This window comes from Pantoea sp. B550, assembly GCF_024158165.1.
GTDB classification, from domain to species: Bacteria; Pseudomonadota; Gammaproteobacteria; order Enterobacterales; family Enterobacteriaceae; genus Pantoea; species Pantoea alfalfae.
Map to the genome: position 1 here is coordinate 2,067,446 of NZ_JAMYXI010000003.1, position 23,804 is coordinate 2,091,249.

The window sequence follows — 23,804 nt, forward strand, 5'->3', positions numbered from 1 at the left end:
AAGAGAGAACCCGGATTATGCTGCAGTTCATACTCCGACGTCTGGGCCTTGTCATCCCAACGTTTATCGGTATTACATTACTCACCTTCGCGTTTGTTCACATGATCCCCGGTGATCCGGTGCTGATCATGGCCGGTGAGCGCGGTATTTCTCCTGAACGTCATGCTCAGTTAATGGCGCTGTTAGGTCTGGATCAGCCGCTGTGGAAACAGTACCTGAACTACATTAATGGCGTATTACATGGCGACCTGGGCATTTCACTGAAGAGCCGCATCCCGGTCTGGGATGAGTTTGTTCCCCGCTTCAAAGCGACGCTGGAACTCGGCATCTGCGCCATGATATTTGCCGTTGCCATTGGTATCCCGGTTGGTGTGCTGGCGGCGGTAAAGCGTGGTTCGATTTTCGATCACACCGCCGTGGGCATCTCACTGACCGGCTACTCCATGCCGATCTTCTGGTGGGGCATCATGCTGATCATGCTGGTCTCGGTGCAGCTCAATCTGACACCGGTTTCCGGGCGGGTCGGCGACACCGTCTTCCTGGATGACAGCATGCCGCTGACCGGCTTTATGCTGATCGATACCTTCTTCTGGGGTGAGCCAGGCGACTTCCATGATGCGGTGATGCACATGATCCTGCCTGCCATCGTGCTCGGCACTATTCCGCTGGCGGTGATTGTGCGTATGACGCGATCGGCAATGCTCGAAGTGCTGGGTGAAGATTACATCCGTACAGCGCGTGCCAAAGGCCTGACGCGGATGCGCGTGATCGTGGTGCATGCGCTGCGAAACGCCATGCTGCCGGTGGTTACGGTCATCGGCCTGCAGGTCGGCACGTTGCTGGCCGGGGCGATTCTGACCGAAACCATCTTCTCGTGGCCGGGTCTGGGTCGCTGGCTGATTGAAGCGTTGCAGCGCCGTGACTATCCGGTGGTGCAGGGCGGTGTGCTGCTGACCGCAGTGCTGATTATTGTGGTCAACCTGCTGGTTGATCTGCTGTATGGCGTGGTTAACCCGCGCATACGTCACAAGAAATAAGGGGGCATCATGTCTGTTGTTGATCCCGGCAGCGTTACCGTTGCACCCAAGCCGATGACCCCGTTTCAGGAATTCTGGCACTACTTCAAACGTAACAAAGGCGCGGTCGTCGGTCTGGTTTACATCATCATTGTGCTGCTGTGCGCCATCTTTGCCGATGTGCTGGCCCCGCATGCCCCTGCTGAGCAGTTCCGCGATGCGCTGCTGCATCCGCCGGTCTGGCAGGAAGGCGGTAACTGGAGCTACATTCTGGGCACCGACGATGTGGGCCGCGATGTGCTATCGCGTCTGATGTACGGTGCGCGCCTGTCGCTGCTGGTGGGTTGTCTTGTAGTCGTACTGTCGCTGATTTTCGGCGTGATATTTGGCCTGCTGGCCGGTTATCTCGGTGGCGTGGTCGATGCCATCATCATGCGCGTAGTCGATATCATGCTGGCATTGCCAAGTCTGCTGCTGGCGCTGGTGCTGGTCGCCATCTTCGGTCCCTCAATCGTTAATGCCTCTATCGCGCTGACGTTTGTGGCGCTGCCGCACTATATCCGTCTGACCCGCGCCGCAGTGCTGGTGGAAGTGAACCGCGACTATGTGACCGCTTCCGGCGTGGCCGGTGCCGGTATGCTGCGCCAGATGTTTGTGAATATTCTGCCTAATTGCCTGGCACCGCTCATCGTGCAGGCGTCATTAGGTTTCTCCAACGCCATTCTTGATATGGCGGCGTTGGGCTTTCTCGGTATGGGTGCGCAACCGCCAACGCCGGAGTGGGGCACCATGCTCTCCGACGTTCTGCAGTATGCGCAAAGTGCCTGGTGGGTCGTGACCTTCCCTGGATTGGTCATTCTGCTTACCGTGCTGGCATTTAACCTGATGGGCGATGGTTTGCGTGATGCCCTCGACCCGAAACTCAAGCAGTAAAGAGGCACCGAGATGGCGTTATTAAATGTAGACAAACTGTCGGTGCATTTCGGCGACGATAAAGCACCGTTCCGCGCGGTTGACCGCATCAGTTATCAGGTTGAGCAGGGCCAGGTCGTGGGTATCGTGGGCGAGTCCGGCTCCGGTAAATCGGTAAGTTCACTGGCGATCATGGGACTGATCGACTTCCCAGGCAAAGTGATGGCGGAGAAGCTGGAGTTCAACCAGCGCGATCTGAAACGCATCTCCGAACGCGAGCGCCGCCAGCTGGTGGGCGCAGAAGTGGCGATGATTTTTCAGGACCCGATGACCAGCCTGAATCCCTGCTACACCGTGGGCTTCCAGATTATGGAAGCGATCAAGGTGCATCAGGGCGGCAATAAGCGCACCCGGCGTCAGCGGGCGATTGACCTGCTGAATCAGGTCGGGATTCCCGATCCTGCGTCACGGCTCGATGTCTATCCGCACCAGCTGTCGGGCGGCATGAGCCAGCGTGTGATGATTGCGATGGCAATCGCCTGTCGGCCTAAGCTGCTGATCGCCGATGAGCCGACCACGGCGCTCGACGTGACCATTCAGGCGCAGATCATTGAACTGCTGCTGGATCTTCAGCGGCAGGAGAACATGGCGCTGATCCTGATTACGCACGATCTGGCGTTAGTGGCAGAAGCGGCGCACCACATTATCGTGATGTATGCCGGTCAGGTCGTGGAGAGCGGTAAAGCGACCGATATCTTCAAAGCGCCGCGCCATCCTTATACGCAGGCGTTGCTGCGCGCGCTGCCGGAGTTTGCGGCCGACAAAGCGCGTCTGGCTTCACTGCCTGGCGTGGTGCCGGGCAAGTATGACCGCCCGGCTGGCTGTCTGCTTAACCCACGCTGCCCTTATGCGACTGACCTTTGTCGTCAGGAAGAACCTGAACTGCGCACCATTCCAGGACGCCAGTCCAAGTGTCACTATCCGCTGGACGATGCCGGGAGACCCACTTATGAGTCATGAAACCACGAAAGATCAGTTCCTGCTGCAGGCGATTGATCTGAAGAAGCACTACCCGGTGAAGAAGGGTCTGTTTGGTCAGGAGCGTCTGGTCAAAGCGCTGGATGGCGTCTCTTTTAATCTGGAGCGCGGCAAAACGCTGGCGGTCGTCGGCGAGTCAGGCTGTGGCAAATCCACCCTGGGACGCCTGCTGACCATGATCGAAACCCCGACTGAAGGCCAGCTTTACTGGCACGGCCAGGATCTGCTGAAACACGATCCCCAGGCGCAGAAGCTGCGTCGCCAGAAAATCCAGATCGTCTTCCAGAACCCCTATGGCTCGCTCAATCCGCGTAAGAAAGTGAGCCAGATTCTGGAAGAGCCGCTAGTGATCAATACCCAGCTCACGAAAGCGGAACGCCGCGAGAAGACGCTGGAGATGATGGCGAAAGTCGGCCTGAAAACCGAGCACTACGACCGCTATCCGCATATGTTCTCAGGCGGGCAGCGTCAGCGTATCGCGATTGCGCGTGGGCTGATGCTCGATCCGGATGTACTGATTGCCGATGAGCCGGTTTCGGCGCTCGACGTGTCGGTGCGCGCCCAGGTGCTGAACCTGATGATGGATCTGCAACAGGATATGGGCCTCTCTTACGTCTTTATCTCGCACGATCTGTCGGTGGTGGAACACATTGCCGATGAGGTGATGGTGATGTATCTCGGCCGTTGCGTAGAGAAAGGCAGCAAAGAGGCGATTTTCGCCAACCCGCGCCATCCTTATACCCAGGCTTTGCTGTCAGCGACGCCGCGGCTTAATCCTGACGACCGTCGTGAGCGCATTAAGCTGACCGGCGAGCTGCCCAGCCCGCTCAATCCGCCGCCAGGCTGCGCCTTCAATGCGCGCTGCCACCGACGTTTTGGCACCTGCGTGCAACTGCAACCGAAGCTGAAAAACTACGGTGGCCAGGAGATTGCCTGCTTCGCGGTCGATCAGGACGAGAATCAGCCGGTGGGTGTGGCAGAAAAGGTCAGCTGACGATTGGCAGCTCAGGCCGTTAATGCAGTGATGGCCTAGGGAGCATATGCTCTTCGCAAAAACGCCATCCATGGCCCGCGATGCTTAGCTACAGGCGTATGCTCCCATCTCCTGAAGAGAGTTAGCCGTCTGTGGTTCTGATTTGGTAATGCAATACACCCTGAGCCAGTACAATTTCTTAAGCTGAAGGCTCCTTATTGGAGCCTTTTTTTATCTCAATTCTGCTGCAAACCGCACCGCTGGCGGACCGCCATCACGTTTCGGTTATTTCCCCTCTTTTTCCGTTATCAGATTTAATCTGTTTTTCTTCTGGCGAAATTCGCAGCGAAAAAAGATAAACAGGCTCAATCCCTTATGACAGCGATCGGTTTTTTTTGCGCCTGCGGCCGCCCGATCGTGGCTTAACATTGCGTTTATCATGTCCCGTCTGGTTGTGCCAGGGGTTGTCAGAGCGGCTAAGTCTTAAAAATTATTGAAACATCGCAGATTAATTTAACTTAAACATCACTTATTAATTATAGGGGTTACTTATCTTATATTGGCTTTATTTTGCTGTAAGTGAATCTTTATGATTAAACTATTTTATTGAATATGCTTTATTTGTAATCAGGTTTTTCTGACTGACATTAAAGGGATGTGTTATATTCCAGGAAAAATCCTCCCTTGTTGCAGGCCACGGCCAATGAAGAATAATTACGATGATTTGCAGCGTTTTAAAGAGAAAACGCAAACGCTCGACATCGACTTTAAAGATATGTCTGGCCAGGCGCAGGAAGCGGCGGAACACAGTAAATGGGCTTTAATTCGTCAACTGGCGAAAGAGGAGCATCAGACCTCATTGGGTGGCGGTCAGCGTATCGACCTGCCGCAGCCACAGCCGCTGCGTGGAGATGAATTTACCGCACCACCACCTGAGGCACCGGCAAGGCCTGCCACACTCAGTGCGCAACCGACGACATCCGCCCGCAGCGCAATTCTCGATAGTCTGTCAGGCAGCAACCTGCCCACGGCCCGCACCGCTGAACGTGACCCTTCAGCACTGTTTCCGCCACCGCCGCCACCGCAAAAACGGGTTGCGGCTGATCCTGTTGCTGTATCACATGCTGAGCCAGTCCGGCCCGCCATGGTGGCGGATTTAAAGCCCACCATCACGCCTGCTACACCCCATTCTGAACCGGAACGGTTTGGTGCGTTGTTCCGCTCGCGCAACAGCGAACCGTCGAATCTGCCAAAAGAAACCTTACTCAAACCGTTACTGGAGAAGATTGCGCTATGCCGTTAGTTTGTGTGTGCTCGCCGAAGGGAGGGGTGGGGAAAACCACGCTGGCGGCGAATCTGGCCTGGAGTCTGGCGCGTTCCGGTAGCAAAGTTCTGGCCATTGATTTCGATGTGCAGAATGCACTGCGTCTTCATTTTGGCGTGCCGCTGCATGATGGCCGCGGATTTGTGGCGCGCTCAGAAGAGCAGGCGGACTGGAGCCAGTCGATTCTTACCACCGGCGGCAATATCTTTGTCCTGCCCTATGGCAATGTCACCGAGCCACAGCGCGAACGGTTCGAAGAGAACCTGATGAAAGATCCCCACTTTATTAAGCGTGGTCTGGATACAGTACTTAATTATCCCGGTCTGGTGATTGTCGCTGATTTTCCGCCTGGTCCGGGTCCGGCCCTTAAAGCAATGACGGCGCTGGCCGATATGCATTTAGTGGTGATGTTAGCGGATACCGCCTCTGTGTCGTTATTACCGCAGATTGAAGAGAACCGGATGACCGGGAAACCGCTCAATAATAAGCAGGGGCACTATTTTATCCTGAACCAGTGCGATAACCGCCGGAATATTAATCGCGATGTCACTGCATTTATGCAGCAGCGTCTGGGCGATAATTTACTGGGCGTGGTTCACCGTGATGAAAGTGTGGGTGAAGCCAATGCTTCGCAGCAGTCCGTATATGATTTCAGCCCTGCCTCAGCAGCGGCATTTGATATTGAACTGATCGCCAAACGGGTCAGCAGCATTCTGAATATCACCGTGGGAAATGGCGAAGTTCAGGCTCCCATCCGCACAAATCATTTTTAGTCGGCTATTGCAGGCGACTGACTTAAACAGCTCTTCTCAGGGTGAATCATGAGTAAAATCGGGTTTTACCTGCTGCTGCTGGTGCTTGCACCCGTTGCCGCGGTGATCATCATTACGCCGATGGACAGCCAGAAACAGTATATTTTTGGTCTGATCAGCATCGGCATGATGTTTTTATTGGGTTTCAGCAAGAGCCGCAAAATAACCGTGGTGATGGTGATTCTCTCTGCCCTGATGTCCAGCCGCTATATCTGGTGGCGCACCACTGAGACGCTGCACTTTAATTCCGAAATCGAGGCGATATTAGGGATTGGCTTATATCTTGCGGAGCTTTACGTCTGGCTGATCTTAATTCTTGGCTTCCTGCAAACCACCTGGCCATTAAAGCGCACCATTGAGCCGTTGCCGGACGATACCCGTCTGTGGCCGACGGTCGATATTTATGTGCCGTCTTATAATGAAAGTCTGGATGTGGTGCGCGATACCGTGCTGGCGGCGCAGTGTATCGACTACCCGCGTGACAAACTCAAAATCTATCTGCTGGATGATGGCAAGCGCAGCGAATTTGCCCGATTTGCGGCGGATGTCGGGGTAGGGTATATCACCCGCGACGACAACAAACATGCCAAAGCCGGTAACCTCAACCATGCAATGAAAATCACCAAAGGTGAGCTGATTTGCATCTTCGACTGCGACCACGTGGCGACCCGCACCTTCCTGCAGGCGACGGTGGGGCCGTTTCTGAAAGATCCGAAGCTGGCGCTGTTGCAGACGCCGCACTACTTCTATTCGCCCGATCCCTTTGAGCGTAACCTGCGCGCTGCGCGCAGCATTCCCAACGAAGGCGCGCTGTTTTATGGCCCGGTGCAGCAGGGGAACGACAACTGGAATGCTACCTTCTTCTGCGGCTCCTGTGCGGTGATCCGTCGTTCGGCGCTGGAAGAGATTGGCGGCTTTGCCGTTGAAACTGTCACCGAAGATGCACACACCGCCCTGAAAATGCAGCGCCTGGGCTGGGGCTCAGCCTTCCTGTCGATCCCGCTGGCGGCCGGTCTGGCGACCGAACGTCTGGGTCTGCATATCATCCAGCGTACCCGCTGGGCGCGCGGCATGACGCAGATTTTCCGCGTCGATAATCCGCTGTTTGGCCGTGGCCTGAACTGGCAGCAGCGTCTTTGCTACCTCAACGCCATGCTGCATTTCCAGTTTGGCCTGCCGCGCGTTGCCTTCCTGACCGCGCCACTGGCTTACCTGCTGTTTAACCTCAATATTATTCACTCATCGGCGTCGCTGATTTTTGCCTACGTGCTGCCGCATCTGGTGATGTCGCTCTACGTTAACTCACGCATGAATGGCCGTTTCCGTTACACCTTCTGGGGTGAGATTTATGAGACGGTGATGTGCTTCCATCTGGTCATTCCGACCATCCTGACGCTGCTGTCGCCGAAACATGGCAAGTTTAACGTGACCGACAAAGGCGGTGTGCTGGATCAGGGCTTCTTCGATTTCCACATCGTGCGTCCGCACGTGATTGTGGCGCTGCTGCTGGGCATCGGCATTGTCGCTGGCGTAGTGCGTGCCGTGATGCATGACTATTTTGGCGTCGACCCTTACGTTATTGCGCTCAACGTCGGCTGGGCGATTTTCAGCCTGATTATTCTGATGGCGGCGATTGCCGTGGCGCGCGAAACCAAACAGGTGCGTAAAACCATCCGCGTTGACGTACAAATCCCGGCGATTATTCACTACGCCAGCGGCATTTCATCACGCACCCAGACCAGCAACCTTTCGATGGGCGGTGCACAGCTCGATGCGCCGGATGGCCGTCATGAAACGGATGAAATTGAAGAGATTGATCTGCTGCTGAAATCCGGCGCGATCACCATCCCGGTGAGTAAGATTTCCGGCGATGACGAGAGCATTCGCCTGCGCTTTGAAGCGATGCCGCTGGCGCGTCGTCGCGAACTGGTGCGTGTCGTGCTGGCGCGTGCGGACGCCTGGATCCAGCCAGAGTATAAGCAGGACAACCCGCTGATGTCGCTGGGCACCATTATTCGTACCGTATTTGAGCTGTTCTGGCTGACCTGGAAGGGGCGCCACGATAAACGTAAAAAAGTCGACCCGGTTGCCGCGGCGGCGAAAGAGGATGGCGCGGCATGAAGATCCTGACGCACACGTTGCTGGCCAGTTCACTGACCGCCGCGTTATGGCTGACGCCCGCTGGCGCCGAAACGCCGACGGCGATCGATAACAGCAGTGCCGCGCCGGTAAACAGTCCGGCTCCGACGCCGCCTGATGCTGCTGCAACCACCCAGCCAGCTGAGGCCACTGCAACCTCGAAATCTGCTGATGCCGCCACGAGTGTGCCGGTAACCAGTACGGCTCCGGCGTTGCCTGATGCGGCTGCAACCACGCAACCTGCCAGTGCAGCAGCGAGTGTGCCGGTAACCAGTACGGCTCCGACGCCGCCTGAGGCTGCTGCAACCACTCAGCCAGCTGAGGCCACTGCAACCTTGAAATCTGCTGATGCCGCCGTCAGTGTGCCGGTAAACAGTGCGACTCCGGCGTCGCCTGATGCTGCTGTAACCACACAGTCAGCTGAGGCCACTGTCAGTACACCCGCGGAAAATCAGGCCCCGGCCAGCGGTGCGGCGTATGTGACGCCACCTGCAACGCCTGTTAATCACGCTGCCACACCGGATGCCGGTTCAGCGCAGATGACGGCCCCGGTGAGTGTGGGCGGGTCAGCAGCGCCGTTAGTGCCGTTCGCGGCCCAGCCCGCGGAATCTGTACCGGCCTCTGCGCCACAGAGTGCAGTACCTGATGCCACGCCGACATCAACAAACTCTTCTTACGCACCAGCGGGTGAGGCAACATCAGCGCCTCAGGCGTCAGCGAACGGCGGGTCTTCTTCCGTCGCGCCGGTGACGAGCAGTGGCGCCGTGACCCAGGATAGCAGCGCGCTCTCCGCGGTGCCGCTGCCACAGGGGCTGAGCAATGCCGATCCGGCGCTGGAAGCGGCCGCCAGTGCGCTGCCCTACGCGCCGGGCCAGGCGACTGCGCCGGTTGCAGAACCGCAGCCACCTATCGCGTCGGCCATCAATCAGCCGATCAGCAGCGTGATTTCAGTGGCCCAGATGGGCCAGTCACGCGGCATTACGCTGACCGGCGGTCAGTTACAGTCGGGCATCACTTTTACTCTCCCCAGCGATGAAGTGATTACCAATGCGCGACTCAGTCTGACGCTGCGCGTCTCCGCCGCGCTGGCGGCACGCAATACCTCACTGCAGCTGATGCTGAATGGTCAGCCGCTCGGCACGCTGCCGCTGGGAGCCACGGACAGCGACGTCAGTGATTATGAGCTGGATATTCCGGCGGCGATGGTGGTGTCGAACAACAACCTCAGTTTTAAAATCAACGATGCGGACAAGCTGCTGTGTGAGAAAGAGAGCGCACAGCAGTATCAGGTCACCATTCTGCCGAATACCACGCTGCACCTTGAAGGTCAGCAGCTCAATATTGGCACCCGTCTGCGCAACTTCCCGCGTCCGTTCCTGGATCCGCAGCGGATGACGGCGTCCACCATCACGATGGGCTTTGCCAGTAACGTCTCACCTGATGCGGTCAGCGCGGCTGCGCTGGTGGCTTCCTGGCTCGGCATTCAGAGTGATTATCGCGGCATCCGGTTCCCGGTGGTACGCGGCGAACTGCCGGAAAACAACGGCATCCTGTTTGGTCATCCTGGCGATCGAATCGGCACCCTGACGTTCCCGGCCAGTAATGGCCCGATGCTGCAGGTGGTGGATAACCCCAGTAATCCGGTTTACAAATTGCTGCTGGTCAGTGGTAACAATGACGATCAGCTGCGTCAGGCGGCGAACCGTCTGACGACGCAGCCTTTTACCACCGATGAGAGCCAGCTGCAGGTTCCTGTACAGACCATTGGCAACCGTAAACCTTACGATGCGCCGCGCTGGATTAACACTGACCGCCCGGTTCGCCTGAGCGAACTGCTGCGTAAAGATCAGAGCCTGACCAGCAGCGGCATCTGGCATGATGCGCTGCGGGTTAATTTCCGCGCCGCGCCTGATCTGTTCCTGTGGGATGGCGACACGGTGCCGGTCAATGTGCACTATCGCTTCCCGTCTGAAAGCTGGATTGATGAGGACAACTCGTTCCTTAACGTCATGCTCAACGGCACGTTCCTGCGCAACCTGACGGTGAACAAAGTTGGCCTGCTGGAGAACGCCTGGCATAGATTGGGCGGTGATGCGCGTCAGGAGCAGTATCAGCTGAATCTCGAGCCCTATCTGATCTATGGCGATAACCAGCTGGCGCTCTACTTCAATATTAAACCCCGCGCCGATGCGCCCTGCGGCGTGCTCCTGAATAACAACATCAAGAGCCGGATTGAAGAGGACTCGTGGATCGATCTGAGCCATACCCGCCACTTCAGCATGTTGCCGAACCTCTCTTACTTTGTGGGTGCCTCGTTCCCGTTCTCGCGGCTGGCTGACTTCGGCCAGACCACGCTGCTGCTGCCGGAAACGCCCAGCGATGCTGAGCTGTCGACGCTGCTGGATCTGACGGCGCGAGCCGGAACCGCGACCGGCGTGGCGCTGACGCAGAATCAGGTGCTGTTTGGTCTGCCCACTGGCGGCACCCATCTGGCGCGCATACAGCAGAGCGATCTGCTGGCGGTCAGCACGACAGGTAACACGGCCTTTAATCAGGCGATGCTGGCGGCGTCACCTTATGATGCCACCAGCGGCACCTTTGGAGTTAAAGAGCCCGACACGCTGGAAAAATTACGCGGCTGGCTGACCGGCGACTGGAGTCGTCAGCAGCTGGATGCCGATCGTTACTTCTCATCCAACGAAGCGTGGCGGGGCTTTCTCAGCTACCGGTCGCCATGGAATCGCGATCGGCTGGTGGTGATGACGGTGGCAACCAGCGACGATCAGCTGTTGCGACTGCACAACGATTTAAGTTCGGCGCAGATTAACGCCGCAGTGCGGGGCGACACCGCGATTATCACCGATGAAAACGGCATTCGTAGTTTTCGCGTTGGTGCACAGTTCCCCAGCGGCGAGATGCCCTGGTACATGATGGTGGTATGGTATGCCAACCAGCACTCGGGGCTTCTGGCGGTGGCAGCGATGCTGCTCTCTGCGCTGGTGGGCAGTGCGGTCTGGGTGATGCTGAAGCATCATGCCTGGCGGCGTCTGAACCCGAAGCAGGGCCATGATTCCGGCAGGAAGTAAGGACAACAATAATGAAAAAAAATCCGTTAAGTGCCGGTATTCGTAAAGCGTTGCTGCTGGGCAGCGCGCTGGCCCTGTCACCGCCGCTGCTGGCGGCAGAAAGCGCCAATCCGGCGTTGCAGGCTCTGTTCGATCAGGCCTCCTACTGGCATCAGAAAGCACATGACGACCTGGCGAAAGCCTCACTGCAAAAGGTGCTGATGGTTGAACCCGGCAACACCCAGGCGCTCTATCTGCTGGCCCTCTATTCACAGCAGGGTGGCGACACGGCTGCCGCAGCGCAGTATCGCGCCCGTCTCAGCCAGGTCTCTCCCAGCGATCCGCACCTGAGCGAGCTGGATAATGCGCGCCAGATGCAGACCATTCCGCAGGCGCAGCTTTCGCTGGCACGTCAGCAGGCGCGCAGCGGCAACATTGCGGCGGCATTACAGACCTGGCGCAACACCTTCAGTGGTAATGAGCCGCCACCGAGCGTGGCGGCGGAATATTATCTTACGATGGCGGGTGACCGTACGCTGCTGCCGCAGGCCGTTGAGGCGCTGCGGCAGTTTGCGGCTCAGCATCCGCAGGATACCGGCGCACGGCTGGCGCTGGGTAAAGCGCTGACCTGGCAGGAACCGACCCGTCGCGAAGGCATTGAGGTGCTGAGTTCGCTGGCAAGTGGTAATCAGGATGCCGATCGTTCACTGCGACAGGCGCTGCTGTGGCTCGGTCCGCAGCCGTCAGACGCGGCACTCTATCAGACCTGGCAGCAGCGTCATCCGCAGGACTCCGCCGTCATCGACTACTATCGTAAAAATGTCGGTGGCGCAGAAAAAGGGGCCGGATTCAGCGCGCTGAACAGCGGTGATGTCGGCGGTGCGCAGTCCAGCTTTGAAAAAGTGCTGGGTGCGAATCCGCAGGATGCCGATGCGTTAGCGGGGATGGGCTATGTGGCCCAGCGAGCCGGACATTATCAGGAAGCGGCAGATTATCTGCAGCGGTCTGCTCAGCAGGGCGGCGATCAGGGTTCCTTGCGCCAGCAGCAGGCCGACGATGCCCGCTTTTATGCGCAGCTGGCCAGCGCGCAGCAGGCGCTGAAAAGCGGCGACACGGCGCAGGCGCTGACCTTAAGCGAACCGCTGGCCCAGGCTGACGGCGAAAAAGGGCTGGCCGCCAGGCTGTTCCGCGCCGACGTGCTACGCCGCACCAATCAGCCTGAGCAGGCTGAGCAGATCTACCGCACCATTCTGCAAAGTGATGCGGACAACCGCAGCGCCAAAGAAGGGCTGTTCTACGTTCTGCGTCAGCAGAATCGCAGTGCCGAAGCCAGTACGCTGCTGGGGGCACTGCCGGACAACGTACGTCAGAGCGTCACGCCACGCGCCAATGAAGCCGATGCGCTGCGTCAGCAGGCGAAGCGGCAGCAGGCGGCCGGTAACAACGCCGCTGCTATCGCGACACTGCAGCAGGGCATTCAGCGCTATCCCTCCGATGGCTGGCTGCGGCTCGATTTAGCCCGACTCTATCGTCAGCAGGGCGATACGCTGCTGGCGGCCAACGTGATGCAGCCGGTGATGCGCAACGGGGCCAGCACCAGCGAGCTCTATGCCGGTGCACTTAACGCCAGCGAAAGCGGTGGCTGGCAGCAGGCCAGCGCGTTGCTGTCGCGCATTCCCGCAAACGCACAGACGGCGGCGATGCGTGAGCTGGCGCAGCGGGTGAATTTCAATCTGCAGATGAGCACCGCCGATCAATATCTGGCGCAGGGCGCGATGGCCGCCGCCACCAATACCCTGAAAGCGCTCACGGTCACGCCGCCCGCTAATCCGGTGGATGCCGGAAACCTGGCGCAGAAGCTGGCAAAAGCGGGCGATCTCACCAGCGCGGTATCAGTGGTGCGGACGAACCTGCAGCGTGGCGTACAGGGCAATGCGGGCGATTATGCCGCGCAGATGGCGGTGCTGAATCAGGCAGGCCTCGGCAGTGAGGCGCAGCGCTTCCTCAGCAACCCGGAGCTGCAGGCGCGCAGTACCCCGGCGCAGCTGGCCGGTATTCGTAACGGCTATCTGATTAACGAAGTGGATCGCCTGCGGCAGCAGCGGCAGTACGCAGTGGCCTATGACAAGCTGATAGGTGCGCTGCAGCAGGATCCGCAGAACCGCGATCTGATGTTCGCGATGGCCCGTCTCTATCAGGACGGTAAGATGAACCGGGATGCGGGAGTCGTGTATGACTACCTGATGACCCAGGATACGCCGACCCAGGATGCGCGTGTCGGGGCCATCAACGTCGCGCTGGCGCAGAACAATGTGCAGCGCGCCAGTGAACTGAGCCGCGGCCTTAACAGCACCACGCAGACTCCGGATCGCCTGCTGCTGCTGGCGCGGGTCGCTGAAGCCAATGGCGAGCATTCACAGGCGATGGCGTATCTGCGTTCGGCACGCGGGCAACTGATTGGCCTGCAGGGCGTGCAGTCTGGCAGTGTGCCGACCGTGGGCGGCCTGGCGCTGGCGGACAATCCGTTTATCAACCGCACCACCTCGCCGGTGGGACGTTCACCATCCAGCTACGGTACCGTGCTGCCGTGGCAGGCGGCACCAGTGGCGGCTACTGCGGGGGTGACCACGCAGGATGAACCGGCAGCGGGCAGTAAAACGGTTTCTCAGCAGTCACGGATTCTGCATGACATCGACACCATGATGGATTCGCTGCAGGAGAAAACCGGCACCTGGAGTCAGGGGATGGTGCAGGTACGCGGGCGCGATGGCGAGTCGGGCCTGAGCAAGCTGACGGAAGCCAAAGCGCCGCTGACCTTCTCTACCGTGCCGTTTGAACAGGCGCGTCTCGACTTTACCGCCACGCCGGTCTCACTGACGGCGGGCAGTGGCGCAGCTGATGCCTGGCGTCGTTTCGGCACCAATGCGCTGAGCCAGGGCCGCGTCGTGGCCGCAGGCGGCGCGACGGTCAATGACCTGCCCAACGCGACTACCGATTCGCAGACCGCTTCTGGCGTCGAGCTGAATCTGGCGCTGAAAGGCGACAGCTACAAAGTGGATATCGGCAGTACGCCGCTGGGCCAGGATCTCAGTACGCTGGTCGGTGGCGTGCAGTGGTCACCGAAACTGACCGACTTCCTGACGCTGATCCTGACCGGTGAGCGTCGCGCGATTACCGACAGCCTGCTCTCTTATGTCGGCGCAGAAGATAAAACCAGCGGCAAACGCTGGGGACGGGTCACGAAGAACGGCGCGAACGCCCTGTTAAGCTATGACAATGGCGATGCGGGCTTCTACGCTGGTGGCGGCGCTTACAGCTACCTTGGCGAGAATGTCGCCAGCAACAACAGCCTGCAGGCGACTGCCGGGGCCTATGTCCGTCCGTTCCACAGTGACGATCGCGAGCTGAAAGTGGGCATGAATCTGGCGTGGATGGACTTCTCAAAAAATCTCAGTTACTTCAGCTATGGGCAGGGTGGTTACTTCAGCCCGCAGAACTACGCGTCGGTCTCGTTCCCGATAGAGTTCACCCGCAAATTTGACGATTTAAAAGTCAATATCGGCGGTGCAGCCGGTTATCAGACCTACAGTCAGGATAAGAGCGCGTACTTCCCGTCGGATGCCAGCCTGCAGTCGGCGCTGGAATCTCTTGCTGCCAGCGGCAGCGTGAAAGACGCTTACTACTCTGGCGGCAGTAAAAACGGCATCGGCTATAACCTGCACGCCGGAGCGGACTACAAACTCAATAAAGATGTGACGATTGGCGGCCAGCTGGGTTATGACACCTTTGGTGACTACAACGAAAGCAGCGCCCGGCTCTATGTCCGTTACCTGTTCGGAGAGAAGTAATGAGTGAACATTCGGGGGTATCGCATCCTTATCAGCCGGGCTGGTTTGACCTGGTCAGCGTACTGATTGACGGGATGATCGCCAACGCCGGTCAGCAGGAGGCGGAAGCCTTTCTCTACAGGATGGGTGAATCGCTGGCGACCCGCTATCCTTTGCCAGAGTCGCGCACCGTGCAGGATCTGGAGCGCGAGGCCAACCTGCAACTGGCGCGGTTTAACTGGGGCTTTGTGCAGCTTCAGCCGGAAGAGAAGGCGCTGCTGATTGCGTATCACGCCTTACCGGCAGGCGACAGTCTTCCTTCTCCGGCTGACTGGCAGGCGGCGTTTGGTGCGGTCATCGCCGGACTTTTTTCAGGCTGGTTGCAGGGCCAGGGCGGCAGCAGAATGGTGCCGGTGACGCTTGAACTCAACGATGGCAGCACGCTGCACTATCGATATCAATAGGATCACAAATGAAACGTAAGCCATTCTGGATGGGCTGGATCTGCTCTGTTTTACTGCTGGCCTGCAGCGCGCAGGCAAGTGCCAGCGGCTGGGATACCTTTAAAAGCCGTTTTCTGACCGCCGAAGGGCGGATCACGGACACCGCTAATAACAATGTCAGTCACACCGAAGGTCAGGGGTATGGCATGTTGCTGGCGGTGGCCAACAACGATCGCGCCACCTTCGATCGGCTGTGGCAGTGGACGCGCACTCAGCTGCGTAATCCGCAGACCGATCTCTTCTACTGGCGCTATGTGCCGGGCAGTGATAATCCGGTGGCTGACAAAAATAACGCCTCGGATGGCGATGTGCTGCTGGCATGGGCGCTACAGCGCGCCGCACAGAAATGGCAGGAGGAGAGCTATCAGCAGGCGTCTGACCGCATTCAGCGCGCCATCATCAAGCTGGATGTGACCAGCTTTGGCGGCCATACCGTCCTGCTGCCGGGTGCACAGGGTTTCAATAAAACCAGCTACGTGGTGCTGAATCCCTCGTACTTCCTGTTTCAGGCGTGGCGGGAGTTTGGCGAGCGCAGTCATCTGCAGGTCTGGGATAAGCTGATTAATGATGGTTTTGATCTGCTGGGTAAGCTGAGCTTTGGCAAAACCGGCCTGCCACTGGACTGGGTCGCGCTGAATGCGGATGGGTCGGTTGCGCCGGCTGTCGGCTATTCAAACCGCTTCAGCTACGATGCGATTCGCGTGCCGCTGAACATCTGGTGGTACGATCCGCACAGTCTGGCGCTGGTGCCGTTTCAGCGCGTCTGGCAGGGTTACAGCCGCATGCTGACCCCCGCCTGGTTCGATGTGCTGGCGAATGCACCAGCCCCTTATCATCTTGAGGGCGGTCTTCTGGCGGTACGTGACCTGACGCTGAATGAGACCGGCTATCTGAGCGATACGCTGGCTGCCGATCAAAACTACTTCTCTGCCAGCCTGCAACTGTTGACCTGGCAGGCGTTTCAGGAGAAGCGCTGATCAATCGCATAACGTCGGCGCTGGCCGCCATTATGCGGCTGATAACCCGGTGTGTCAGGCGCTGAGCCGCGCCTGACACATACTTCTGCTATCCGGCGGTAAGGCGTTACTGCGGATAGGGCACCCAGTCGCCGCCGTTGAGCCTGATCCAGGGCTTGCCCTGATACATCATCACCACCGCCCCGTCGTTTTCTGACACCACTGGCGTCTGCGGCAGCTTGTCGGTCAATACCGACATATTCACATTCGGCGCATTAAATACCTGCCCATCCACCACCCGCGACACAATTTCTGAGATCGCCAGCAGGCTGGTCGGTGCATCAATATTGAGAGGCTGACCCTGATGCGGGGCTTTCATGCCGACAAACTTAATCCCCACCGGCACATGCGTAATGGCAGGGCTGGGAATATCCCGCAGGCCTGACATCTGCATCTTATCACCCTGCAGTGCGGCACCATGCTCCGGTACGACCAGCACCATCACCCGACGGCCCGACTTCTCCAGCTGGGTGAGGAAGGCGTCGATTTGATCAAACAGCAGTTGAGCGCGCGGCTTCCATGGGGCGGTCTGGGTGCTGCCCAGCTCACGGGTGCCGTCGTGCAGCGGGATCAGGTTGTAGAAGGTGGCGCTGCGGGCATCGCTGCTCTTGCTGCGTTCGTCCAGCCAGCGCTGCATCAGCTGAGCATCGTTAAGCACCGGCGAGCCGTCGAATGAGGTCAGCTCCGGGGCAATGCCCGCCTGTGACATCAGCGGTGCCTGAATATCGCCGCCCTCGCGCAGTTCCTTGAGATAGTTACCGAACACACCAGTGTGATCCATCATCAGTTGCTCTTTAAAGCCCAGCTTCGCCAGATTATCGAACAGATAACAGCGTGAATCGGTGGGTTTGTAGAGTTCGCTGTGCGAAATCTGACCGCAACTGGCACGCAGCAGACGAATCCCCGCCGGTCCGCTGTAGCTGGTGGCGGAGTTATAGTTGGTCAGCATGATGTCGACGTGCTGCCACAGCGGATGATTACGCAGCTGGGCGGCATCCATGTCGGACCAGGCGAGTGAACAGATGTTGATCACCAGGATGTCGAACGGCTGCGAATCGGCTGGCAGGCTGTCAGGGAAATGGGTGTAGCGCTTGCGTTCATTCTCGTAAAAACGGCTGAGCCAGGCGGTCAGGCTGGCGCTGGTGGGCGCGGCTGACTGATCAAGCCCATCCGGCACGGCAGCGGCCTGGCTGGCAGCAGCCGGTGTCTGATTCAGCACCACCGGCGGGGTCGTCGCGCGGGTCGGCAGCAGCGACATCGCCGGACCCGCAATGGTCAGCACGTTGAGCCAGATCAGCATCAGCGAAACCAGCACGGTGATGCGAACCCACTGTGAAATAAACAGATAGAGCACCAGCAGAACAAACAGGGCACCCACCATTTGCCAGTTGATAAAACGGTCAGCCAGATCGAGCAGGTAAGCACCCGAGAAGCCCGCCAGCTGATCGCCCTGGCTGAGAATGCTGCTGAGTCCCGGTAGCCAGGTGTCATGCCAGAACAGCGCGAGGCCAACAGGGATCGAGACCCAATGGCGCAGGCGATGCAGGCGAACCGACGGCAGCGGGAAAAGCAGCCAGGCAAGAAACACCAGATTACTCAGGGCGTGAAAATTGAGGTAGCCGTACCACAGCAGGGCGAATTTGACTAAAAAGTAGAAGTTCCAGCCGCCCAGTCCGCGCCAGCAGGACCACAAACGGGAAGAGTGGGCCGCAGCGGGTTGATCATTTTTCATTAATTTTTGCATCCGTTTTTGGAGATTGACGCTGCCAGTGACCTTCAGACTTCAGCGCGCGAGCAGGCAACAGCCGATTCAGCAGGCCATTCCAGCGACGCGGCAGCCACTGGTGCCAGACCGGCTTTAAAATCAGCAAAATAACAACGACCAGCAGCGCAATCTGTACCCAATCCATCAGGTTCATCGGGATTCATTCTCCGGCAGTAAAGTGATGGGCAGGGGAGCTGAGCGTTCCTGCGCTTCGTGCCGGCGCTCGACGGCGACACGTGTTGTCTCTGATACCGGCGTCAGATCCTGAATCGCCATGGGCGTCAGTTTCTTAATATTGCTGACTTCCGCAAGGATCTGATTATCCTCGAACCAGACCATTCGGTTTGCAAACAGCTCGTCATGAGGCAATGAAAATATATATTTCAATGCTTTATCAAGATCGTTATAGCGGCAGGAGGAGAGAAACAGAATGACGCGATCTTCCAGTACCGTGACCAGGTCGCCAAAGCGGCGCGGCTTACAAAGTGTCAGAATCTGCTGCGGTTTAAGCTGTGGCACCGGCCGCAACGCCACCAGCAGGCCCTTATCATTTTCCGGCAGTAAAGTATTACTGATCAACTGGCTGACTGACTGGCAGAAGGCGTCAAGCCGCAGGTAGCCTTTTTCATGCAGAGGCTGCAACGACGCGGTTAACGCTTCAAGACTGGCGGGAACACGGCGGTTAAACACCTGTCCCTGAAGACCTTCAAGTGTGGTCAGAAACCGCGACATTGGCGCGTTGGTCGGCACAATAACGTTTACCCCGCAGGCCAGCAGCAGACGTTCGTCGCTGTAACGCAGGCTGGCACCCATCTCACGCACCACAATTTTCAGGCCGTTGCCGCGTCCGCGTCGCAGGCTGTGTACAAACTTCGCCAGTTCGTTGATAAGGTCGCTTCGGGTCAGGCTGAAAATAACCGTTGCGGCATTGGCCTGTTGAGCCCGTAACCAGACCTGCTCATTATCATCAAAGAGTTGCCACTGGCGTGAAAGTGGCGGTGCACCCTCAAGCACTATTTTGTCTGCAAGATAATGCTGCTCGTCATTAAGGCTCAGCGGTTCCTGATTTTCATTTAAAGTAAAGAAACGATCCGCTTCACAGCCCAGGCGTATTGCACGATCGGCCAGCAGGCGTTCTGCGGCATACCACCAGTTAATTCGATACTGCCAGCTATCCTGCTGAAAGCCCAAATGCGCCACGCCATCCAGCTGACGAAAATAACGCTGAAGATTATTACTCAGGTTTATTATAGTGGAACCGGAAGTCACGATTAAAAGCGTGAGTTTTCTTTTATGCAGCGTGTGGCGCATACCCTTTATCCACCGCGTTAATTCGGCGTCATCGAGCTTATCCCATTGCGCTGCACTGCTGTTAAATATCACCAGGCCGTTTTTACTGCCGAGCGTGCGCAGAAAATCACTTTCCAGCTGCAACAGACTCCGTTTGCTTTTGGGAAGAGAAAACAGCGGGATACGGTCAGGGCCGCCGACCGGGTCAGGCGTCAGTAAATCACGCGGCGGCTGATCAGCGCTGATGAGCGTGACGGCCTGCTGATGTGAAATCACCTGTCGAATAAAAGTGCGGGCGTCATCCTGCCGTGCACAAGTGACCCAATAACAGCCAGGGGTTTGCAATGCCGTTAATTCAGGCTGAACATGCAACAGCCCTAGCGAAAAAGAATTTTTCATATTGAATTCGTTATTTTTCCAGTCCAGGCTAGCTTATTATAGACAGGCCAGGATGTAACCTGAGAAATTTAAAGATTTCTGATGGCAGGCTGGCTCACAATGTTGTGCAAATGCCGCGTTTCTGGAAATTTTTTAATGCCCTTTTTACGCGCGGCCGGTCATTCTGAATCTGACATTGTTTTATTTTTGGCGAACAGTAATGAAAAACCAGAATCTTTATAACCCTGTCGCCACTGCTGGCGAGCGTCAGGATGATATTAGCGCTTTGCGTGACGCCTTTTCTTTGCACTCTTTTCGCTATGTCGATATTGCACGTGAAGAGCGCCTGAAAGAGATCGTGTCACGCTGGCCGCTGTTAGCGGAAACGCTCCCCAGCCAGCCTGAGCAACCTGACTGATGCCGCTGATAGCGCTTCAGGGCGTGCGGGGCGGCGTTGGCACAACCTCTCTTTGTGCAGGACTCGGCTGGGCGCTCGCGACCCTCGGCGAGCGGGTCTTACTGATCGACGGCTCGCCGGTCAGTCAGCTCGGCGTGCATTTTAATCTGCCCGCTCAGCAGGAGAGTGGCTGGATGCAGGCGCTGTGCGATGATGAGGCGTGGCAGCATGCCGCGCTTCGCTATCCCAATGGACCTGATTTGCTTCCTCATGGTGTGCTTTCTCATCAGCATGCGTTGACTATTGCCCACCAGAATGAGGCGGTGGCCGCGCCGCTGCTCCAGGCATTGCCGGACCTGCAGGTGCGCTATCAGTGGATTATTTTCGATTTGCCCGCCGATCCCCTGCCGTGGCACGAAACGCTCTATCCGGAACTGGACGGTGTACTGTGCGTCACTCAGCCAGACGCGAATTGTCATTTACGCCTGAGCCAGCGTCATTTTCCAGTGCATACCCGGTTTATTATCAATCAGTTTAATGCTAACAGTCGTCTGCAGCAGGACCTCCATCAGCTCTGGATGGCTTCGCTGACAGAGCTGATACCGCTGCTAATCCACCGCGATGAGGCGCTGGCTGAATCGCTGATGATGAAGCAGCCGGTCGGTGAATATCGGCCACATGCGTTAGTCAGCGAAGAGATCATCACGCTGGCAAACTGGCTGCTGCTCAATCTGAATGGGGTGAGGTCGTGAACCCGTTGCGCTGGCTGTTGACTGCTCCCGCCTGGCAATCGCTGCACAGCGGCTATACCACCGCGCGTGGCAACGGCGCTTCACGCTTCGCCAGTGCACTCCACCTGTTCTGGTCTGTTCTGGGGGTGATGCTGCTCCGTTTCGAAAGCCCGGCCTGGCAGCGTGTTATTCAGCAGCGTCGCCGACTTTATCCGCACATCTCACCAGAGCGTCCGCGTCCGCTGGATATTTTGCGTTTTCTGATTCAGACACTCTGGCTGATTGTGATCCGGCTACCGGGTGCGCGCGGGCGCGGCGGCGTTAATCGCCTGAGCGTGCTGACTGGCTGGCGGCACCACGGTTATCGCTGGCTGGATAATCTTGTCGCCCGCTCGCAAACCCAGGGCATTGATACGCGTCTTGAACAGCGGCTGAAGCGCCTGTCGCCGCTGATGCGACGCAGCCTTTTCATTGTTATTGCCCTCTTTGCCTCACTGCTGGCGTTGCTCTGTATCAGCCAGCCCTTTGGTCTCATGACCCAGTTTATTTTTGTCGTACTGCTCTGGGGCCTGGCAATGCTGGTACGGCGCATACCGGGGCGTTTCCCCACGATGATGCTGATCGTACTGTCGCTGACCGTATCGTGCCGCTACCTCTGGTGGCGCTATACCTCGACGCTGAACTGGGACGATCCACTGAGCCTGATCTTTGGTCTGCTGCTGATTGCAGCAGAGACCTACGCCTGGGTGGTGCTGGTGCTGGGCTATTTCCAGACACTCTGGCCGCTTAACCGTCAGCCAGTTTCTATGCCGGCGGACCGTTCGCAGTGGCCATCGGTGGACCTGCTGGTGCCGACCTATAACGAACCGCTCAGCGTTGTCAGACCGACGCTCTATGCTGCGCTGGGCATTGACTGGCCGAAAGATCGCCTGACTATCTATCTGCTCGACGACGGCAACCGACCGGAATTCCGCGAATTTGCCACCAGCATTGGCATTAACTATGTGGTGCGCCCCTCTAACGAACATGCCAAGGCGGGCAACATCAACCACGCGCTGAAAAAGTACTGCCGCAGCGACTTCGTCTCGATCTTTGACTGCGACCATGTGCCAACTCGCTCATTTTTACAGATGGCCATGGGCTGGTTTATCAAGGACCCCCGGCTGGCGATGCTGCAGACGCCGCATCACTTCTTTTCGCCCGATCCGTTTGAGCGCAATCTCGGGCGGTTTCGCCGTACGCCGAATGAGGGATCGCTGTTTTACGGGCTGGTGCAGGACGGTAATGATACCTGGGACGCCACCTTCTTCTGCGGCTCCTGCGCCATTCTGCGTCGTACCGCGCTGGAAGAGATTGGCGGTATTGCCGTAGAAACCGTGACTGAAGATGCTCATACCTCGCTACGTCTGCATCGGCTTGGCTACACCTCAGCCTACATCCGCATTCCTCAGGCGGCCGGACTGGCAACCGAAAGCCTGTCAGCGCATATCGGACAGCGTATCCGCTGGGCACGCGGCATGGTGCAGATTTTCCGCCTGGATAATCCGCTGTTTGGTAAAGGGCTGAAGTGGGTGCAGCGGCTCTGTTATGCCAACGCCATGCTGCACTTTCTGTCCGGCATTCCAAGGCTGGTCTTCCTGCTGGCACCGCTGGCATTTTTACTCTGCCATGCCTACATCATCTACGCGCCTGCGCTGGCGATCGCGATTTATGTTTTACCTCACATGCTGCATACCAGCCTCACCAACTCGCGTATCCAGGGGCGCTGGCGTCACTCTTTCTGGAGCGAAGTCTACGAGACGGTGCTGGCCTGGTATATCGCCCGCCCGACCACCGTAGCGCTGTTCAATCCCCACAAAGGCAAGTTTAACGTTACCGCCAAAGGCGGACTGGTCGAGGAGCAGCACCTGGACTGGGTGATCACCAAGCCCTATATGCTGCTGGTGCTGCTCAATCTGGCGGGTGTGCTGATGGCGTTCTGGCGCATACAGCATGGTCCGGCAAACGAGATACTGACGGTATGCGTAAGCCTGATTTGGGTGATCTACAACATGATTATTCTCGGTGGCGCGGTAGCGGTGTCGGTTGAAGCACGACAGATCCGTGAGGCGCATCGGGTAGAGATTGCCATGCCCGCTGCCATCGCACGCGAGGATGGTCACATGCTGCCCTGTACGCTGCGTGATTACTCTGACGGCGGCGTAGGGCTGGAAATGCGCGAACCGGATGCGCTGCGGGAAAATGAAAAAGTCTGGCTGCTGCTGCGTCGTGGACAGCAGGAGTTCAGTTTTCCGTGCCAGGTCCAGCGCGTCTTTGGCCGTCGGGCAGGTGTCCGTCTGCATCAGCTGACCACCCAGCAACATATTGATTTTATCCAGTGTACCTTCGCCCGTGCCGATACCTGGGCACTGTGGCAGGACGGTTTTCCGGAGGATAAGCCGGTGCAGAGTCTGGCCGACATCATGATCCTCGGTTTTAAAGGTTATCTGCGCCTGGCGGAATATGGCCCGCCGCAGTTACGTCGGTTGTTTAACCTGCTTACCGCTGGGGTAAGCTGGCTGGCTTCGCTGTTGCCGCAAGGCATCGGACGCGTGCCCGCTTCAAAAAATCTGCATTGA

The 23,804-nt window shown here is 57.8% G+C and carries 17 protein-coding genes; 14 read left to right on the forward strand and 3 right to left on the reverse strand.

Translation table 11 applies throughout. The features are described 5' to 3' along the window. Positions 1-17 precede the first annotated feature (17 nt). The 11 genes from dppB (at position 18) to NIM72_RS12760 (ending at position 16,586) form a co-directional block, all read left to right on the forward strand. Entirely contained in the window at positions 18-1,037 is a 1,020-nt protein-coding gene (gene dppB / locus NIM72_RS12710; protein ID WP_013359638.1) for a dipeptide ABC transporter permease DppB, read from the forward strand. A gap of 9 nt (positions 1,038-1,046) precedes the next feature. Further along, positions 1,047-1,949, forward strand: a complete 903-nt coding sequence (gene dppC / locus NIM72_RS12715) for a dipeptide ABC transporter permease DppC (protein WP_013359639.1) — start codon at positions 1,047-1,049, stop codon at positions 1,947-1,949. Positions 1,950-1,961: 12 nt separating this feature from the next. Next, a complete protein-coding gene (gene dppD / locus NIM72_RS12720) occupies positions 1,962-2,948 on the forward strand; it encodes a dipeptide ABC transporter ATP-binding protein (RefSeq protein ID WP_033784396.1) in 987 nt (328 codons plus the stop codon). Further along, on the forward strand, positions 2,938-3,960 hold the full coding sequence (dppF, locus tag NIM72_RS12725; RefSeq protein WP_013359641.1) for a dipeptide ABC transporter ATP-binding subunit DppF: 1,023 nt from the start codon (positions 2,938-2,940) through the stop codon (positions 3,958-3,960). The genes dppD and dppF overlap by 11 nt, the downstream gene beginning before the upstream one ends. Before the next feature lie 682 nt (positions 3,961-4,642). Further along, the gene (gene bcsO, locus NIM72_RS12730) at positions 4,643-5,242 is read left to right on the forward strand and encodes a cellulose biosynthesis protein BcsO (protein ID WP_161734191.1); all 600 of its coding nucleotides are present in this window, start codon (positions 4,643-4,645) and stop codon (positions 5,240-5,242) included. Beyond that, positions 5,233-6,036 (forward strand): cellulose biosynthesis protein BcsQ, encoded by an 804-nt coding sequence (bcsQ, locus tag NIM72_RS12735; RefSeq protein WP_161734193.1) that lies wholly within the window; start codon positions 5,233-5,235, stop codon positions 6,034-6,036. Before bcsO ends, bcsQ (NIM72_RS12735) begins: the two co-directional genes overlap by 10 nt. A gap of 48 nt (positions 6,037-6,084) precedes the next feature. Further along, positions 6,085-8,196, forward strand: a complete 2,112-nt coding sequence (gene bcsA, locus NIM72_RS12740; protein ID WP_161734195.1) for a UDP-forming cellulose synthase catalytic subunit — start codon at positions 6,085-6,087, stop codon at positions 8,194-8,196. Then, positions 8,193-11,300, forward strand: a complete 3,108-nt coding sequence (bcsB, locus tag NIM72_RS12745; RefSeq protein WP_253420637.1) for a cellulose biosynthesis cyclic di-GMP-binding regulatory protein BcsB — start codon at positions 8,193-8,195, stop codon at positions 11,298-11,300. Before bcsA (NIM72_RS12740) ends, bcsB begins: the two co-directional genes overlap by 4 nt. An 11-nt stretch (positions 11,301-11,311) precedes the next feature. Further along, the gene (locus NIM72_RS12750) at positions 11,312-15,127 is read left to right on the forward strand and encodes a cellulose biosynthesis protein BcsC (protein WP_222924771.1); all 3,816 of its coding nucleotides are present in this window, start codon (positions 11,312-11,314) and stop codon (positions 15,125-15,127) included. Further along, complete coding sequence (gene bcsD / locus NIM72_RS12755; RefSeq protein ID WP_253420639.1) at positions 15,127-15,570, forward strand: cellulose biosynthesis protein BcsD; 444 nt, start codon at positions 15,127-15,129, stop codon at positions 15,568-15,570. Before NIM72_RS12750 ends, bcsD begins: the two co-directional genes overlap by 1 nt. Positions 15,571-15,578: 8 nt before the next feature. Continuing rightward, positions 15,579-16,586, forward strand: coding sequence for a glycosyl hydrolase family 8 (locus NIM72_RS12760; protein WP_161734204.1), 1,008 nt, complete (start codon positions 15,579-15,581; stop codon positions 16,584-16,586). A 106-nt stretch (positions 16,587-16,692) separates the two neighbouring features. Here the strand turns inward: NIM72_RS12760 and bcsG are convergent, their stop codons facing one another. Genes bcsG through bcsE form a run of 3 tightly spaced genes read right to left on the reverse strand, consistent with a single transcriptional unit; the run spans position 16,693 to position 20,079 of the window. Beyond that, the gene (gene bcsG / locus NIM72_RS12765) at positions 16,693-18,357 is read right to left on the reverse strand and encodes a cellulose biosynthesis protein BcsG (protein ID WP_161734206.1); all 1,665 of its coding nucleotides are present in this window, start codon (positions 18,355-18,357) and stop codon (positions 16,693-16,695) included. Then, positions 18,347-18,544, reverse strand: a complete 198-nt coding sequence (bcsF, locus tag NIM72_RS12770) for a cellulose biosynthesis protein BcsF (protein ID WP_098051885.1) — start codon at positions 18,542-18,544, stop codon at positions 18,347-18,349. The genes bcsG and bcsF overlap by 11 nt, the downstream gene beginning before the upstream one ends. Next, the gene (gene bcsE / locus NIM72_RS12775; RefSeq protein WP_161734208.1) at positions 18,541-20,079 is read right to left on the reverse strand and encodes a cellulose biosynthesis protein BcsE; all 1,539 of its coding nucleotides are present in this window, start codon (positions 20,077-20,079) and stop codon (positions 18,541-18,543) included. The genes bcsF and bcsE overlap by 4 nt, the downstream gene beginning before the upstream one ends. 199 nt (positions 20,080-20,278) lie before the next feature. On the opposite strand from bcsE, the gene bcsR reads away from it, so the two are divergent. The 3 genes from bcsR to bcsA (NIM72_RS12790) are packed head-to-tail and all read left to right on the forward strand — an operon-like array spanning position 20,279 to position 23,804. Further along, complete coding sequence (gene bcsR / locus NIM72_RS12780) at positions 20,279-20,476, forward strand: cellulose biosynthesis protein BcsR (protein ID WP_161734210.1); 198 nt, start codon at positions 20,279-20,281, stop codon at positions 20,474-20,476. Continuing rightward, entirely contained in the window at positions 20,476-21,207 is a 732-nt protein-coding gene (gene bcsQ, locus NIM72_RS12785) for a cellulose biosynthesis protein BcsQ (protein WP_161734212.1), read from the forward strand. The genes bcsR and bcsQ (NIM72_RS12785) overlap by 1 nt, the downstream gene beginning before the upstream one ends. Then, positions 21,204-23,804 (forward strand): UDP-forming cellulose synthase catalytic subunit, encoded by a 2,601-nt coding sequence (gene bcsA / locus NIM72_RS12790; RefSeq protein ID WP_253420641.1) that lies wholly within the window; start codon positions 21,204-21,206, stop codon positions 23,802-23,804. The genes bcsQ (NIM72_RS12785) and bcsA (NIM72_RS12790) overlap by 4 nt, the downstream gene beginning before the upstream one ends.